This is a genomic window from Sphingobium sp. ZW T5_29 (genome assembly GCF_044987515.1).
Taxonomy (GTDB): Bacteria; Pseudomonadota; Alphaproteobacteria; order Sphingomonadales; family Sphingomonadaceae; genus Sphingobium.
This window is the reverse complement of record NZ_JBJDRM010000008.1, coordinates 69,354-84,277: the sequence shown is the minus strand read 5'-3', so window position 1 is coordinate 84,277 and position 14,924 is coordinate 69,354. Positions and strand designations below refer to the sequence as shown.

Below are 14,924 nucleotides of genomic sequence, written 5' to 3'. Positions count from 1 at the left end.
CGCCAATCTTTTCTCGTGTTCCTGCGCAGGCAGGAACCCAGCTCTGCCGTTCGAACTGGCCTCTCGCCTCCGCAGGGCCCCGCAGCTCCGCCGCCACCCCAACGCAATCGGCCCGCCCCCTTCCCAGGGGCGAGCCGATTTCCGTCAGCTTTCCAGCCGAATTCAGTTCAGCAGGCGATAGCTACCGTCTTCAGGCGCGCGTGTCGCATTGAAGAAGTCCACCAGTCGCCACGGCCAGGACAGGAAAACCCTGCCCTTGGAGTTGTTATAGTAGGAATTGGCGCCCGGATGCGTCCAGATCATCTGGGGCATGCGTTCCTCCACCTTCCGGTTCCAGGCGTCGAATGCATCCTGCGTGACTTCAAATGCGCTCGCATCCGCTTCGTTGATCCGGTCCAGCGCCTCGATGATCCAGTTGACCTGACATTCGGAAATCATATTCTGGCCCGCTGCGTGGTTGGGCGCGCTGTTCGGGCCGACCGTGTGGAAATAGTTGGGATAGCCCGGCACGCACATGCCCATATAGCTGCGCGGATCGTCCTCGCCCCATTCTTCACCCAGGTCACGGCCGCCAGCGCCCTTGATCGTCAGGTTGCCGATCATCTTTGCGACGTTGAAACCGGTCGCGCAGATGATGATGTCGCATTCGAACACCGACCCGTCCTTGGCTTCGATGCCGTTCGGCAGGATGCGGGCGATGCCCTGATCCTCCAGATGGACGTTGGGCCGCGCCAGCGCGTCGAACCAGCCATTGTCCAAGATGATGCGCTTGGAAAAGATCGGGAAATCGGGCGTCAGCTTTTTGATCAGGTCAGGCCTGTCGGCGAAGCGTTGCTGCATGTAGCCCAGGGCATATTCGCGCGTCATGGCGTTGCCTTGCGACACAGCCGTCATATTGCCTTCCCACTCGGGGTCTTTCACCACGTTGGAATACAGGCCATCCGCTGCCGCCCAATAAACGCGGAAACGGAACCATTCCTTATAGTGCGGGATGTTCGCCAGCGCCCAGCGCATGCCTTCGCTCACTTCATGGGTGAGTTCCGGGTTGAACAATACCCAATGCTTGGACCGCTGGTAGATGGTCAATTGATCGACATCGGGGGCGATCGCGCCGACCAGCTGTGCGGAACTGGCGCCGGTGCCGATCACGGCGACGCGCTTACCCTTCAGGTCCAGGTCGGCGGGATAGTTGGCCGTGTGCACCAACGTCCCGGCAAAATCGTCCAGGCCCGGAATGTCAGGGAATTTGTAGCGGTTGACAGGTCCGTGGCCATTGATGACGGCGTTCACCACAATGTCCTCGCGGCTGCCGTCGGCCTGTTGAACGGTCACCGTCCAATTTTTGTCCGTGTCGCTCCAGACCAGTTTTTCCACCTTGGTGTTAAAGCGGATGTCGCGGCGCAGGTCATATTTGTCGGCGGTGGCCAGCATATATTTCTGCATGTCCGCGCCATGCGGATGATAATGTTTCCAATCGGGCCAGATTTCCCAGCTGAAGCTATAGAAATGGCTGGGCGTATCGACGCCCACGCCCGGATAGCGGTTTTCATACCAGGTGCCGCCCACATCGGCGTTCTTTTCGATGACGACGAAATCATAGCCGGCCTCGCGCAGCTTGGTCGCGGCGGCCATGCCGGTCAGGCCCGCGCCGATGACCAGCACCTTGAAATCCGCCTTGGGAGCCTTGCGCGCTTCCACCTTGCTGCGGTCGATATAGGGGCGAAATCCGCACTGGTCCTGCACCAGTTCCAGAAATTCGTCATCTACGGTTTCGCCAACGGTCACGGTCATGATCCGCTGTAGCAGGGCGTCGGACGCCGGACCGTCCTGATACCCTTCACCCGTAGTCAGCAAATGCCGCATCCGGGCGCGCAGATCTTCGGCCAATTCTTCGGGAATGTCGGTCGGCGGCTGGGAAAAGGCCGGGCGGATATGGGCGGCGAAGCGATCAAGAAACGCCTCGTCATGCGTCAAATGTGCATAGGCGGCCAGCAACGTCGGGACATTGGCCTCGTCGAGCGCTTTGGCAAGCGCGGGCGAATCGGGCAAAATTGCGAAACTGTTTCGATTATCAGCGAGATTTGTGGCCACGGGGATGCTCTCCATCACATTTATGAGTAAACACTTACATCATCTGGCGCGACGGCGAAAGGGGGCAACGCGCGCTCCAAATAGGCTCAGGCGAATGGCGCCAGACCGGTCAGCACCAACCGCACCAGATCCGCCTGACTGGACGTGCCCGTCTTGGCATAGATACGCTTGGAATAGCTGCGCGACGTTTCCGGGGTCAGTCGCAGGTTCTGGCCAGCCGCGACAATCGTTTCCCCCATCGACAATTGATGCGCCATCGCAGCCTCATTCATGGACAACCCATATATAGACGACAGGGCACGGCGCGCGCGCAGGGCATCTTCCCGTTGGTGGATACGCAACACACCCGTGGCCGCCGGAAAGGCGCATGGTTCCGCCAATGGCAGGTCCGCCTTGCGCAGCAGCATCCACAGCCCCGCCTGCGTGCCCAGCGGCAGGGGCAGGCTGGCCCCCGGAGCCGCCGCAGCCAATTCAGCGCACGCCGCCTCCAGCGCTTGGGACACCGCTGGCACCAACTGGAGCCGCCGTCCGGCGGTCGGGTCGGGATCGGGGACGAAAGCCAGCAACGCTTCCGCCTGCCTGTCCGCCGCCATCACCCGGCCTGTTGCATCAAATGCCAGTTGCCCGACGCCCAACCGCTGGAGCGCCGATTGTGCGAGCGCAACCTGCAACCGTTGTTCGATCAGGGCGGCCAGCGTCTTGAGCGCGGCGGAAAGATGCGGACCTATGCCCGACAGCGCGGCGACGGCGGACGCCGTGAAATCCTCCCGCTCCCGCACCAGCAGCAGCCAAGCATCCGCCGCTCCGCCAGCCGATATCCTCAGGAACCGGCCATAGCGGATGTTCATTTCGTCCAGTCCGGCCCGCTGGCGATCGCGCTGCGCGGGTCGGTCATAATCCAGCATTTCTTCCAGCGAATAGACGCGCCCCGGTCGCAGCGCGCCATAGGGATGAAGGCCCAGTTGTTCGATCCGGCGAAAATCCAGCGGCGGTTCGGTGGCGGCGCGTGGTGCTGCGACATGCACGACCGCCGGTTCCTGATCGGGCGCTGCATTGGCCAGGGTGATGATCAGGAACGCCCGGCGCGCATAGGTTCGCGCGACCAGCTGGCGCAGGAATCCGCCCCATGGCGGGCTTTCATGGATACCCTCCACAAGGGGTAGCAACAGCTCGCGCTGAGAGGCAAAAACGGAGGACATGGGATTTTGCTCCCATATGGGGGCTTCGCGGTCAAGCGCCAGCAGCGATCTAAAGCGCGCAACCCCAGAGGGTAGAGAGAGTGATGCCTGACCAACTGAGTAAATCGACCCTGACCCACCTGCAACGGCTGGAGGCTGAAAGCATCCACATTCTGCGCGAAGTCGTGGCGGAAGCGGAAAAGCCGGTGATGCTTTATTCCGTTGGCAAGGACAGCGCCGTGATGCTGCACCTCGCGCGCAAGGCTTTCTATCCCTCGCCGCCGCCCTTTCCGTTGCTGCACGTGGACACGACCTGGAAATTCCAGGAAATGTACAAATTGCGCGATCGGATGGCGACCGAAAGCGGCATGGAACTGCTCGTCTATCACAATCCCGAAGCGCAGGAGCGGGGCATCAACCCGTTCGACCATGGCGCGCTCCACACCGACATGTGGAAGACGGAGGGGCTGAAGCAGGCGCTCGACCTCTATGGTTTTGATGCGGCATTCGGTGGCGCGCGCCGCGATGAGGAAAAGAGCCGGGCAAAGGAACGCATCTTTTCCTTCCGCACCGCTTCGCACGGCTGGGACCCGAAAAACCAGCGCCCGGAACTGTGGAACCTCTATAACGCCCGCAAGAACAAGGGCGAAAGCATCCGCATCTTTCCGATCAGCAACTGGACGGAACTGGATATCTGGCAATATATCCACCTCAATAACGTGCCCATCGTCCCCCTCTATTTCGCGGCGGAACGCCCGACGGTGGAACGTGACGGCATGCTGTTGATGGTCGATGACGACCGTTTCCCGCTGAAGGATGGCGAAGAACCGGTGATGCGCTCCATCCGCTTCCGCACGCTGGGCTGCTATCCGCTGACCGGCGCGGTCGAAAGCAAGGCGACAACCCTGCCGGAGGTGATTCAGGAAACGCTGCTTACCACCACATCGGAACGGCAGGGCCGCGCCATCGACAAGGATGCTGGCGGCGCCGGCATGGAAAAGAAAAAGCAGGAGGGGTATTTCTGACGCGTCACGGAATGCGCAGCGTTCCGAAGCGTCAACCCCAGCGTCGGCGGGGGTCTACGGCCTCCAGGCAGGCCCTTTCGCAGACCCCGCCTTCGACCCAGATCACAACGATCCCAGCCCGCGCTGGGATGACGGGACAGAAAACATGACCGAAGTCATTGCAGAACCCATCTACAAGACCGACGCGCTGATCGCGGAGGACATCGACCAGTATCTCAAGGTGCATGAGCACAAGACGATGCTGCGCTTCATCACCTGCGGGTCGGTGGACGACGGCAAGTCGACCCTGATCGGCCGCCTCCTGTACGACAGCAAGATGATCTTCGAAGATCAGCTGGAAGCCCTGCACGCCGATTCCAAGAAGGTCGGCACCCAGGGCCAGGAAATCGACTTCGCGCTGCTGGTCGACGGTCTTGCTGCCGAGCGGGAGCAGGGCATCACCATCGACGTCGCCTATCGCTTCTTCGCCACTGAAAAGCGCAAGTTCATCGTCGCCGACACGCCCGGCCATGAACAATATACCCGTAACATGGTGACCGGCGCGTCGACCGCCGACCTGGCCGTCATCCTGATCGACGCGCGCAAGGGCGTGCTGACGCAGACGCGGCGCCACAGCTATCTGGCGCACTTGATCGGCATCCAGAACATCGTGCTGGCGGTGAACAAGATGGATCTGGTCGATTATGATCAGGCGGTCTTCGACGGCATCGTCAAGGATTATACCGAATTCGCCAATTCGATCGGCATCAGGGAATTCACGGCCCTACCGATTTCGGGTTTCAAGGGCGACAACATCACCGGACCCAGCGACAATACGCCCTGGTACAAGGGGCCTGCGCTGATCGAACATCTGGAAACGGTAGAGGTCAACAGCGCTACCGACGCGGAAAAGCCGTTCCGCATGCCGGTGCAGTGGGTGAACCGCCCGAACCTCGATTTCCGCGGCTTTTCCGGCCTGATCGCGACCGGCTCTGTAAAGCCGGGTGATGCCGTGCGGGTGCTGCCTTCGGGCAAAACCAGCACGATCACGCGTATCGTTACTCTGGACGGCGACCTGGATCAGGCGGTCGCGGGCCAGTCGGTCACGCTCTGCTTCGCTGACGAAATCGACTGTTCGCGCGGCGACGTGATCGCGCTTGCCGACAATCCACCACAGGCTGCCGACCAGTTCGAAGCCACAATTGTGTGGATGTCGGACGAAGAAATGCTGCCGGGTCGTCCCTATTGGCTGAAAATCGGCGCGCAGACCGTCACGGCGACGATCCAGCAGCCGAAATATCAGGTCAACGTCAACACGATGGAACATCTGGCGGCCAAGACTTTGGACTTGAACGCCATCGGCCTTGCCAACCTGTCGACCGACAAGCAGATCGTCTTCGAACCTTATGAGCAGAACCGGACGCTCGGCGGCTTCATCCTGATCGACAAGATCAGCAACGCCACCGTCGCTGCGGGCATGCTGAACTTCAGCCTGCGCCGGGCACAGAATGTCCATTGGCAGGCGACCGACGTCACACGCGAATTCCATGCGGGGCTGAAAAACCAGAAGCCCGCCGTGCTGTGGTTCACCGGTCTGTCGGGCGCGGGCAAATCCACCATTGCCAATCTGGTGGAAATGAAACTGGCGCGGATGAACCGTCACACCTTCCTGCTGGATGGCGACAATGTCCGCCATGGCCTGAACAAGGATCTGGGCTTTACCGACGCCGACCGCGTGGAAAATATCCGCCGCGTGGGTGAGGTCGCAAAGCTCATGACCGACGCTGGCCTGATCGTCATCACCGCCTTCATCTCGCCCTTCCGGGCCGAACGCGACATGGTGCGGCAGATGATGCAGCCCGGCGAGTTTATCGAAGTGCACATCGATACCCCGCTGGCCGAAGCAGAATCGCGCGACGTGAAGGGCCTCTATAAAAAGGCGCGGAGCGGTGACCTTAAAAACTTCACGGGCATCGACAGCCCCTATGAAGCGCCGGAGGATCCCGAAATCCGCATCGACACCATCGCCATGACGCCCGAAGCAGCAGCAGATGCAATCGTGGCGAGGTTGATCCCATGACCGCGCTGGTGGACGTCAAGGCATTGAGCGACGCGGAACTCGCCGCTCACCTTGCCCAGGTCGCGGGCCGCATCCTGCTGGAGGTGCGCAACAGCGGCGTGTTCAGCGCCAAGGCGCTGGGCAAGGCAGGCGACCAGACCGCCAACCAGTTCCTTGTCCATGCCTTGCGGGAAGCCCGGCCAGACGATGGCCTGCTTTCGGAGGAAGAAAAGGACAATGCCGCACGGCTGGACAAAAGCCGCGTCTGGATCGTCGATCCGGTCGACGGCACGCGCGAATATGGGGAGGCGCGCGCCGATTGGGCGGTGCATGTCGGCCTGGCCATCGACGGGCAGGCCGTGACCGGCGCGGTGGCGCTGCCGGGGCTGGATTTGTCCAACAGTGGCGCGGGCACCGTGTTGCGCACCGACCGGATCCAGGCGCTTCCAGCCGCTCCTCAAAAACTGCGCATGGTCGTGTCCCGCACCCGCCCCGCCAGTGAAGCGGTCGCGGTTGCCGAAGGACTGGGCGCCGAACTGGTCCCCATGGGATCGGCTGGGGCAAAGGCCATGGCCGTGATCCTGGGACAGGCGGACATCTATCTCCATTCGGGCGGCCAATATGAATGGGACAGCATGGCCCCGGTCGCCGTCGCACTGGCGCACGGCCTGCACTGTTCGCGCATCGACGGGTCGCCGCTGGTCTACAACCAGCGCGACGTCTATCTGCCTGACCTCCTCATCTGCCGCCAGGAACATGCCGAAATGGTGCTTTCGCTGGTAAAGGCCATCGACAAGGCAGCCTGAATAAGGCGGCCCCCAACATAAAAGCCGCGGCAGTGAACCATCACCGCCGCGGCTTTTATGTATCCATGTTCCTGCGCAGGCAGGACCCCAGTCCAGACGGCCCGACTGATCAGCCGGTCAGCGGATCAAATCAAGCCCGCCCCCACAGGCTGATGACCAGCCAAACCAGCCCCGCACATGCCGCCATCACGCCCAGGCCCAGCCAGGCAGGCGCAAAGCGAACGGCAGGATGGTTGCCCACCCAGCGGCGCGATCCGGTAATCATCGGGCCGATCAGATTGTCGCGCCGGTACAGCAGGTAGAACAGCACCCCAACCACATGGATCGCGATCAGCGCCAGCACGACGTTGAAAATGACCTCATGCCATTCCGCCGCCCATCGTCCGGTATCGAAATCGACCAGATAGGAAAATGGCCCCGATTCCATGCCATCGATATCGACGGCAAACAGGCCCAGCCCCACTTGCGTGGCGAGCAGCAGCAGCATCGCCACCACGCTCCACCCGCCCAGCGGGTTATGGCCCGGCACGCCATGGACGCCGCGCTGGAACATTGCGCCCTTCACATAGGAAGCAACGGTTACAGGCCCGCGCACAAAGCTGGAAAAGCGCGCCGTGCCGCTGCCGATCACGCCCCAGATCAACCGGAACAACAGCAGCGCCAATATGGAATAGCCCGCCAGCCGATGCCAGTCGAGCATGCGGTTTTCACCCGTCCACCAACCGACGCCGATCAGCACGACCAGCGCCCAGTGAAACAGCCGAACCGGCGCGTCCCAGATGCGAACGCGCTTCACGGCCATCGGCTCCGCATGCGCGGACGCCTGAGCAGTGTCGTCCATCATCCTGGAACGCGGAACCGGTCGTGACAGCTCTTGCAGGTGCCGCCCAGTGCGTTGCGCGCGGACGTCATTGCCGCGACATCGCCCTTGGCAGCGGCGGCTGCCAACTGGTTGGCCGCGCCGACCATGTCATTCTGCAACTTGGTAAAGGTCGCATTGTCCTTCCAGATTTCAGCCTTCGCTCGTGTCTTCAGGCCTGATTCCGGCCCGCTGCCACGCGGAAAAAATTTCAGCTGCAACGCGGAACGGCGTGCAATGACGTCTGCAAGGGGGCGAACGGTATTCTTGTCCGGCGCACCGGTCTTGATTTCGTCATTGATCGTCTTGAACGCGCCGCCAATCTCCTTGTAATTCGCCTTGCGCGCGTTGACGGCATTGGTGGCGGCGGGCGATGCCGCATAGGCTGAATAAGCGGCATAGCTGCCTGCGAAGAGCGTCATGGAAAGGGCAGCAAAGGCCCGGAACCCAAAAGTCATCCCTGCTTTTGTCCTTCTTGTTGTTGCGATGAACGTCAAACCAGTATCTCGCTGACCGACCGTTTCGTGTTCATGTCGTCCAGGCCCCAGCTTTCGGTCGGCAATCCCATGGCCCGCTGAACGGTCAGGCCCACCCGGCTGATCGGCTCGCCTGCGCCTGCGACATGGATGCCTGTTTTCACCTTGCCGCCTGCTGAACCGGCCAGCATCACGGGGATCCCCTGAACGTCATGGTTCTTGGCATAGGACACGTCGGAGTGGGCGAAGACAAGCATATTGTCGAGCAAGGAACCATCGCCTTCCTTGACCGCCGCCATCGCAGCGACGAAATCGGCCCAGGCTTCCATGTTGCGCAACGTATAGAAATCGACGGTCGGCTGATAACCGATGGAACGGTCGACCATCTCCTCATGGGTGATCTGGTGATATCCGGTGGTGTTGCCGGCCTGGCGCAGGTCCGACGCGGCAGTCGAAAAACTCATGTTGAACACACGGGTCTGGTTGCAGGCCAGCGCCATGGCAAGCATCTGCGACATCAACTTGTGGTTCTGCTTGCGCTGCTCGACATCGGTGATATCGGCGCCTGCCTTCAGTGCGGCGGGTTCCGCCGGGATCGCGCAGGCCTCCGCTGGCGGCGGCTTCTGCAACTGCAGGGCCAGCTTGTCCTCCATTTCCCGCACGGACGTGAAATATTGATCCAGACGGGCGCGGTCGGACGCGCCGACGCTGTTCAACAGTGCGTGACGCCGGTCGGTAACGCCCGACAGCACGCTGCGGCGGACCATGACACGGGGATCGGGCTTGAAATCCGCCTTGTTCGGGTCCTGGAAATCACCGCCGAATATCTTGCGGTAAAATTCGGTCGCGCTGGGCACCGTCGGATTCATGGTCCGGCTGTCGCGGAAGGAATAGCTGGTGCGCGTATTGCCGTCGGCGCTCAGGTCGAGCGAGCGGAAAAAGGACCCGCCGCCGATTGCGTCGGCGATCAGCACGTCCAGCGTGGGCGCGCGGATTGCCAGCCAGTCGTCCGCCGCGCCGCCTGTGCGCACGCCGGTATTGCCAGACAGATGGGGCAGGTTGCCCCGGCTGCCCAGCGACACGTTGAATCCCGAAAGGACGCTGATATGCTGGCGCACATCCTTGATCGGCGCCAACTGCGGGGGCAGGTCGTAATTGGCGCCCGCGGCCTTTGGCACCCATCGGTCGGGGATCATGCCGCAACCCCAGAACCATGTGCCGAAACGCACCGGCAGGTTACCGCCGCCCAGCGTCGCCGCGAAGGCGGTGCCATTATTGTCCAGGAAAGCGTCCAGGATCGGCAGGCCCAGCGTCACCGCCGCCCCACCGACAGCGCCGCGCAGCAGGAAACCGCGCCGCGTGGTGCCTTGAACCAGCTTGTCGTCGATCATTTTCGCGGCGGTCATCCGCTTACTCCTTGTTTCTTCGCGCGTGGGGCCTTCGCCGTCACTGTGCGGGGCAGGGCGAGCAGCCCAGGGTCGAGGGCAATGTTGCGCATCAGCGCGGAAAAGCTGTGGCCGTTGCCCAGGAAGCCTTTGGTCAGGCGGGCGATGTTGGTCGCATCTGTCGCAGCCGGGTTGCGTCCATGGGCATATCGCCAGGCGCTCTGCACCAGGCAGGCGCTGACCTGTTCGCTGTCGTGGAACAGCTTGCCCAGGGCCGCTGCGCCGTCGAACGGCTTGGCCTCGAACTCGCCGGTCACGTCGATCGTCACGTCATGTTCCAGTTTACGGAACTGGCCCGCACCGTCAAACTGCTCCAGCCCCAGGCCCATCGGATCGGACCGCTTGTGGCAGCTTGCACATTCTTCATCGTCCAGATGCGCTTGCAGCCGCAGGCGCGTCGTCTTCAACGTCGGGTTGTCGACATCCTGAACCACCGCGAAGTTCACGTTGGCGGGCGGTGCCGGGATCTTTTCGCACAGGAATATTTCGGTCAGCGCAACGCCCCGCAGCGTCGGCGACGTGCGCCCCGGATGCGAATGCTGCGCCAGCATGCTGGCATGGGTCAGCAACCCGGTGCGCGGATCGCCTTGCGGATATTGGTGGATGTACCAGTCCGTCTTGGACACCGGAATGTCGTAGATCGGTCCCAGTGTCCGGTTCATCGCGATGGCGTTGCTGGTGAACAGGTCGCGATAGTCGCCCTTTTTATCGACCAGCAGCCAGGTGATGGTGCGCAGCGTCTGTTCCCGCATCGCAGACGCGACGGACGTGTTGAACGCGGGATAGATCAGCGAATCCTTCGCCAGGTCGTCCATCCCGTCCAGCCGCAGATAATCGGTGAAGAAGGCGCGGACCCCATCGACAAATCGGGGCGACGCCATCATCCGTTCGACCTCGCGGGCGCGACCCGCAGGGGTGTTGAGCGACCCGTCCGCCGCCGCAGCCAGCAGCGCCGCATCAGGCGCTGCATTCCACAGCAGGTAGGACAGGCGGCTCGCCGCCGACCAGGCATCGATGCCCCGCCCGCTGCGATCGGGCCAATCGATGCGGAACAGGAAATCCGGGCTGGTCAGCATGCCCGTCAGCGTGGCGGCAAGGCCCGCGTGGAAATCGTTCAGCCGCGCCGCGCTTTCCATCGTCGCGGCCACGCGCTGTTGCAGTTCGGGCGCGGAAACAGGCCGCCTGTACAGCTTCAGGCCCACCTTCTGGATGAAATCGCGGGCGCAGGCCGCACCCTTCGCATCCGTGGCGGAAGGCGCGCAGCCGACCAGCCGATCGCGATGATCCTTGTCGGTCACCTGCGTCGATATCGCCCGCGCAATGTCTTCATATTGTTCAAGGCCAGCCGGTGTCACCGACACGGCGCTCGCGCCGACCGCCTGCAATCCATCGATGCGCAGGTCCGGCGAAAAACGGCCAACGACCTTGATGTCAGGGCCGAACGCATCTGCAATCGCGGTGCGATATTGCAGTTCCGTCAGACGGCGCAGCTGGCTGGGCGGTGTGTCCGCCATGCTTTCATCCGCGCGCGCGCCGCTGAAGGTAAAGGCGATGCTGCCTGCAAGCGTCAGGCACGCCGCGCCCAGCACGAATGGAGCGATGCGGCGGCGCTTGGTCTGCGATGGGGTGATGATCACGGGGTCCTTCATCGGGTCTGGTCCGCCTGCGCGGTTTGCTGGGGCGCTACGAACGCGCGCACGCCCCGGAATCCGTAGGCCGAGGATATGGCGGTGTAACGCTTGGTCTTGGGATCGCGATAGCCATCCGCCAGCCGGTCGATCGCCTGACGGACGCCCGGACAACTGACCTGCGACAGAATCGCGCCGTTCTGCGTCATTTGTTCGATGGAGCTGTAATAGCTATCGAGCGTGTAATAGCCGTACAGATTGCCTTCGATGCTGCCGTCGGGCTTCATCGTCGCACGCAGCCGCGCACCCCTGATATCGCGGGGCGCGTCGACGATCTGTTCCTTGTAGTTCATCACCAGATCGAACGGTTCGGTGGTCAGGACGCCCTTCTCTATGCGACCGCGCGTGGTCGAACGCAGGCGCGGATCGGGATCGACGGAGAAGGTGGCGCTTCTCAAAGCCTCCCCCTTTCCATCTGTGGCCAGGGAGTCAGCGGCGGCATAGACCGTCACCGTCACGTCGGAATCATTTTCCATGTCGTCCACGCCGCGCAGTTCGATCAGCGTGGGCGCGCGCATGGATATCATTTCCTTGCCGGAAATTTCGCGCTGGCTGCCGGTGCGGAACGGCTCGACGCATCCCACCGCGCGCCACAGCTGGTTGTCGACGCCCTTGGTCCCGTCCGGGCCGGTGAAATCCTCTTTGCTCACCTTTCCGTCCAGATTCATGCCCGCGGCTACAGGACCATCATAGGTGCGGAAATTCTTGGCCAGCTTGGTGAAATCCTGCGGATCCGAACAGGAACTATAGACCACTTCGCGATTGGAAAAGGCCAGCCGACCCTTTCCTTTGGGCAAACCGTTCAGCGCCCCTATGGCAATCGCCTGTTCGGGTGTGGCCGTTGTCTTCGGGTCGTATCCGGGCGGATATTTCACATTCGCGCTGCGATTTCCCCACATATGGATGCGCTTGAAGCCCATCTTCTCGTTCATGTACAATTCCAGCGCCTGACGCTTTTCGGCACCCGCGAATTTCGCTTGAAGCTCGGGTGAAAGGGTGGCGTAGAATCGGTTGAGATCGCCTTCATCAGGCACCTTGCAGACGTCCGCTTCACCGCCGTTGACCAGGTAGATGTTGGCCAGGACAAAGGCATGGACGCCCGGCTCTCCGCCAGTGGGAGCATCCGCCGCAGTCAGCATCACCGCGCCGCCAGCGATCAGCGCCAAACTCAACTGCCGACCGGATTTTCTTAAAGCTAGCGACGCACGCGCAGTCATCCAATATCCTCCATGGGCCAAGTCTGGGCCTTATTATCCATCACATCATGCGCTCCTGACCGTTTCACGCCACCCCGAAATCGATCACCCACGGCGGCGATTCTGCGCAGCAGGTCGGCGTGTCGTCTCAATTTGCCGCTATTGCGTGAGTTTCAGTCGGTGATAGGCTGATCGAAAATTAGGGATGATCGACAGCCATGGACCAGGTGCCGACACGGGAAGGGATGGAATGGCGCACGGGCGAACGCCTTACCCTGCGCGTGCTGACCATTTATCGGGAAAGTTTCGGATCGTTGGATTCGCTGGTGGACGCGGACGACCTGCCGACGCCGGGGGAGGCTGCGCTTACCGCCTATGTCGAACAGCTCGACGTCTCCCATCTCGCGCGCCTGACCAGTCGGGCCATTTCTCAGTTGGCGGCGCGCGACAGCCTGATGCTGGGCCGCGCTGGCATGCGTCGTTACGACTGGCGCATCATCCTCTACAGCCTGTCGGGCGCGCGCACATTGCGCGAAGCGATCAACCGGTGCGCGGAATGTTTCGAAGCGATTGACTGGCGCTATGGTCGCATGACGCTGACCACGCGCGCGGACGTGGGCGAACTCGCGCTCGATTCGATGCGTCCGCCTGGACATACCATGTCGGGCTGCCTGATCGACCTGTTCGGGGTGACCCATATCCATGCGCTGCTCAGCTGGCTGATCGGGCGGCCCATCATGATCCGTCACGTCGCGCTGGATCATGAAGAATCTGTCTTTCGCGCGCTGGAACTGCCGGAATTGATGTTTGAAGTGCGGCTTGCCGGGGGCTGGACCGGTTTTGCCTTCGATGCGGCTATGCTGGATTATCCCGTCGTCCGCAGTGCGGATGAACTGGCGGCGCGACCGCCGGGAAACCTGCTGTTCGGCATCGGGCCGATGGACGAAGGCCCGGTTGCCGACACAGCGGAACAGGTCCGCCGGATCGCGCTGCGGTCCTTGCGTGACAGGCAACGGGTGCCGACATTTGGCGACATCATCGCGACCATGGGGGGCAGCGGCCCGACCCTGCGCCGCCGTCTAGCGCGGGAAGGCACCAGCTATCGCCAGATCCGCGAAAGCTGCCGCCGGGAAGTCGCGCTAGACCTGTTGAGCCGCACCGTCCTGTCGATCGAAGCGATCGCGGTCAGGCTGGACTATTGCGATTCGGATGCCTTTCGGCAGGCGTTTCGCGAATGGACGGGCATGTCGCCCAGCAGCTATCGCCGGACGATGCGCGTTGCCGCCTGATGCACGCCGTTCGGCTCAAACCGCCGCAACTTCATCCATGAATTGCGCCATGGCCAGATCGCGATCGCTCATGCCGCCGACATCATGGGTCGTCAGCACCACATCCACCTTATTGTAGACATTGCTCCACTCTGGGTGGTGGTCCAACTGTTCGGCCCGCATGGCGCAGCGCGTCATGAAAGCAAAGGCCGCACTGAAATCCGAAAAGGTGAACCGTTTTTCAATGGCTTCCCGGTTGGCGCAGGGGGTCCAGCCCGTCACTTGCGCCAGCACCGCTTCGGGCGACATTTTCACATAAGCCATCTTCGCATCCTCGTTTGACCCCTCGTCATAACAGGAAGCACGGCAAGGTCCCAACCATGGTCGCGCCACGGACCAATATCGAGGCAAAAAAAGGGCGCCCTTCAACACGGGGCGCCCCTTATCATCACATGGCCTTGCGGGTTGTCTATTCCCCGCAGGTCCTGTTCTTACTTCAACGTAGCCAGTTCGGCATCGATGGCGGCAAGGCGCGCATCGGTCACGTCGTCCGGCGAATATTGCTGCACAGCCTTCAGCGTCATGCCGCGCGCCATGTCGACTTGTTCGTTGGTCGTCATGCCGGGGATGTGCTTTTCGATGATCGCCTTGGCGGCGGGATCGTCCAGCATGGTGCCAAGTTCGGTGTCGCTGGTGTTGTACTTGGCCTTGGCCGCAGCAGCCGCAGTGGTATCAGCCATTGCAGGCGCACCAACGGTCATGAGAGCGGCAGCGGTAGCCATCAGGAAAACACGCATAGTTCAGGATCCTCCAATTTAGACTCGTTATATATCGCACGTAGTCGTTCTAATTTC

The 14,924-nt window shown here is 61.9% G+C and carries 13 protein-coding genes; 4 read left to right on the top strand and 9 right to left on the bottom strand.

The genetic code is table 11. The features are described 5' to 3' along the window. Nucleotides 1-162: 162 nt before the first annotated feature. Both ACI3KQ_RS08720 and ACI3KQ_RS08715 read right to left on the bottom strand, forming a co-directional pair. Nucleotides 163-2,091 carry an NAD(P)-binding protein gene (locus tag ACI3KQ_RS08720; protein ID WP_404956709.1) on the bottom strand — a complete coding sequence of 643 codons (1,929 nt, stop codon included), beginning with the start codon at nucleotides 2,089-2,091 and terminating at the stop codon, nucleotides 163-165. Nucleotides 2,092-2,177: 86 nt separating this feature from the next. Then, nucleotides 2,178-3,290, bottom strand: a complete 1,113-nt coding sequence (locus tag ACI3KQ_RS08715; protein WP_404956707.1) for a helix-turn-helix transcriptional regulator — start codon at nucleotides 3,288-3,290, stop codon at nucleotides 2,178-2,180. Between the two features lie 83 nt (nucleotides 3,291-3,373). Between ACI3KQ_RS08715 and cysD the strand changes: the two genes are divergently transcribed. From cysD to ACI3KQ_RS08700, 3 genes are all read left to right on the top strand, one after another. Next, nucleotides 3,374-4,294, top strand: a complete 921-nt coding sequence (gene cysD, locus ACI3KQ_RS08710; RefSeq protein ID WP_404956705.1) for a sulfate adenylyltransferase subunit CysD — start codon at nucleotides 3,374-3,376, stop codon at nucleotides 4,292-4,294. Between the two features lie 145 nt (nucleotides 4,295-4,439). After that, the gene (cysN, locus tag ACI3KQ_RS08705) at nucleotides 4,440-6,353 is read left to right on the top strand and encodes a sulfate adenylyltransferase subunit CysN (protein WP_404956703.1); all 1,914 of its coding nucleotides are present in this window, start codon (nucleotides 4,440-4,442) and stop codon (nucleotides 6,351-6,353) included. Next, nucleotides 6,350-7,138, top strand: coding sequence for a 3'(2'),5'-bisphosphate nucleotidase CysQ (locus tag ACI3KQ_RS08700; RefSeq protein WP_404956701.1), 789 nt, complete (start codon nucleotides 6,350-6,352; stop codon nucleotides 7,136-7,138). Before cysN ends, ACI3KQ_RS08700 begins: the two co-directional genes overlap by 4 nt. A gap of 130 nt (nucleotides 7,139-7,268) precedes the next feature. Here ACI3KQ_RS08700 and ACI3KQ_RS08695 read toward each other — a convergent pair whose 3' ends face one another. From ACI3KQ_RS08695 to ACI3KQ_RS08675, 5 genes are read right to left on the bottom strand one after another with little or no spacing between them, the layout of a single operon-like run. Next, nucleotides 7,269-7,982: a cytochrome b/b6 domain-containing protein gene (locus ACI3KQ_RS08695; protein ID WP_404956700.1), complete on the bottom strand. Its 714-nt coding sequence runs from the start codon at nucleotides 7,980-7,982 to the stop codon at nucleotides 7,269-7,271. Continuing rightward, on the bottom strand, nucleotides 7,979-8,455 hold the full coding sequence (locus tag ACI3KQ_RS08690) for a c-type cytochrome (RefSeq protein ID WP_404956698.1): 477 nt from the start codon (nucleotides 8,453-8,455) through the stop codon (nucleotides 7,979-7,981). Before ACI3KQ_RS08690 ends, ACI3KQ_RS08695 begins: the two co-directional genes overlap by 4 nt. Nucleotides 8,456-8,490: 35 nt before the next feature. Beyond that, nucleotides 8,491-9,879: a DUF1552 domain-containing protein gene (locus ACI3KQ_RS08685; protein WP_404956696.1), complete on the bottom strand. Its 1,389-nt coding sequence runs from the start codon at nucleotides 9,877-9,879 to the stop codon at nucleotides 8,491-8,493. Continuing rightward, nucleotides 9,876-11,567, bottom strand: a complete 1,692-nt coding sequence (locus ACI3KQ_RS08680; RefSeq protein WP_404956694.1) for a DUF1592 domain-containing protein — start codon at nucleotides 11,565-11,567, stop codon at nucleotides 9,876-9,878. Before ACI3KQ_RS08680 ends, ACI3KQ_RS08685 begins: the two co-directional genes overlap by 4 nt. Continuing rightward, nucleotides 11,564-12,823, bottom strand: a complete 1,260-nt coding sequence (locus ACI3KQ_RS08675; RefSeq protein ID WP_404956692.1) for a hypothetical protein — start codon at nucleotides 12,821-12,823, stop codon at nucleotides 11,564-11,566. The genes ACI3KQ_RS08680 and ACI3KQ_RS08675 overlap by 4 nt, the downstream gene beginning before the upstream one ends. A gap of 197 nt (nucleotides 12,824-13,020) precedes the next feature. On the opposite strand from ACI3KQ_RS08675, the gene ACI3KQ_RS08670 reads away from it, so the two are divergent. Next, the gene (locus ACI3KQ_RS08670) at nucleotides 13,021-14,091 is read left to right on the top strand and encodes a helix-turn-helix transcriptional regulator (RefSeq protein ID WP_404956691.1); all 1,071 of its coding nucleotides are present in this window, start codon (nucleotides 13,021-13,023) and stop codon (nucleotides 14,089-14,091) included. Between the two features lie 15 nt (nucleotides 14,092-14,106). Here the strand turns inward: ACI3KQ_RS08670 and ACI3KQ_RS08665 are convergent, their stop codons facing one another. Together ACI3KQ_RS08665 and ACI3KQ_RS08660 are read right to left on the bottom strand one after the other, a co-directional pair. Continuing rightward, a complete protein-coding gene (locus ACI3KQ_RS08665) occupies nucleotides 14,107-14,394 on the bottom strand; it encodes a 4a-hydroxytetrahydrobiopterin dehydratase (protein ID WP_404956689.1) in 288 nt (95 codons plus the stop codon). Nucleotides 14,395-14,561: 167 nt separating this feature from the next. Continuing rightward, complete coding sequence (locus ACI3KQ_RS08660) at nucleotides 14,562-14,867, bottom strand: hypothetical protein (RefSeq protein ID WP_404956687.1); 306 nt, start codon at nucleotides 14,865-14,867, stop codon at nucleotides 14,562-14,564. Between the last annotated feature and the right edge of the window lie 57 nt (nucleotides 14,868-14,924).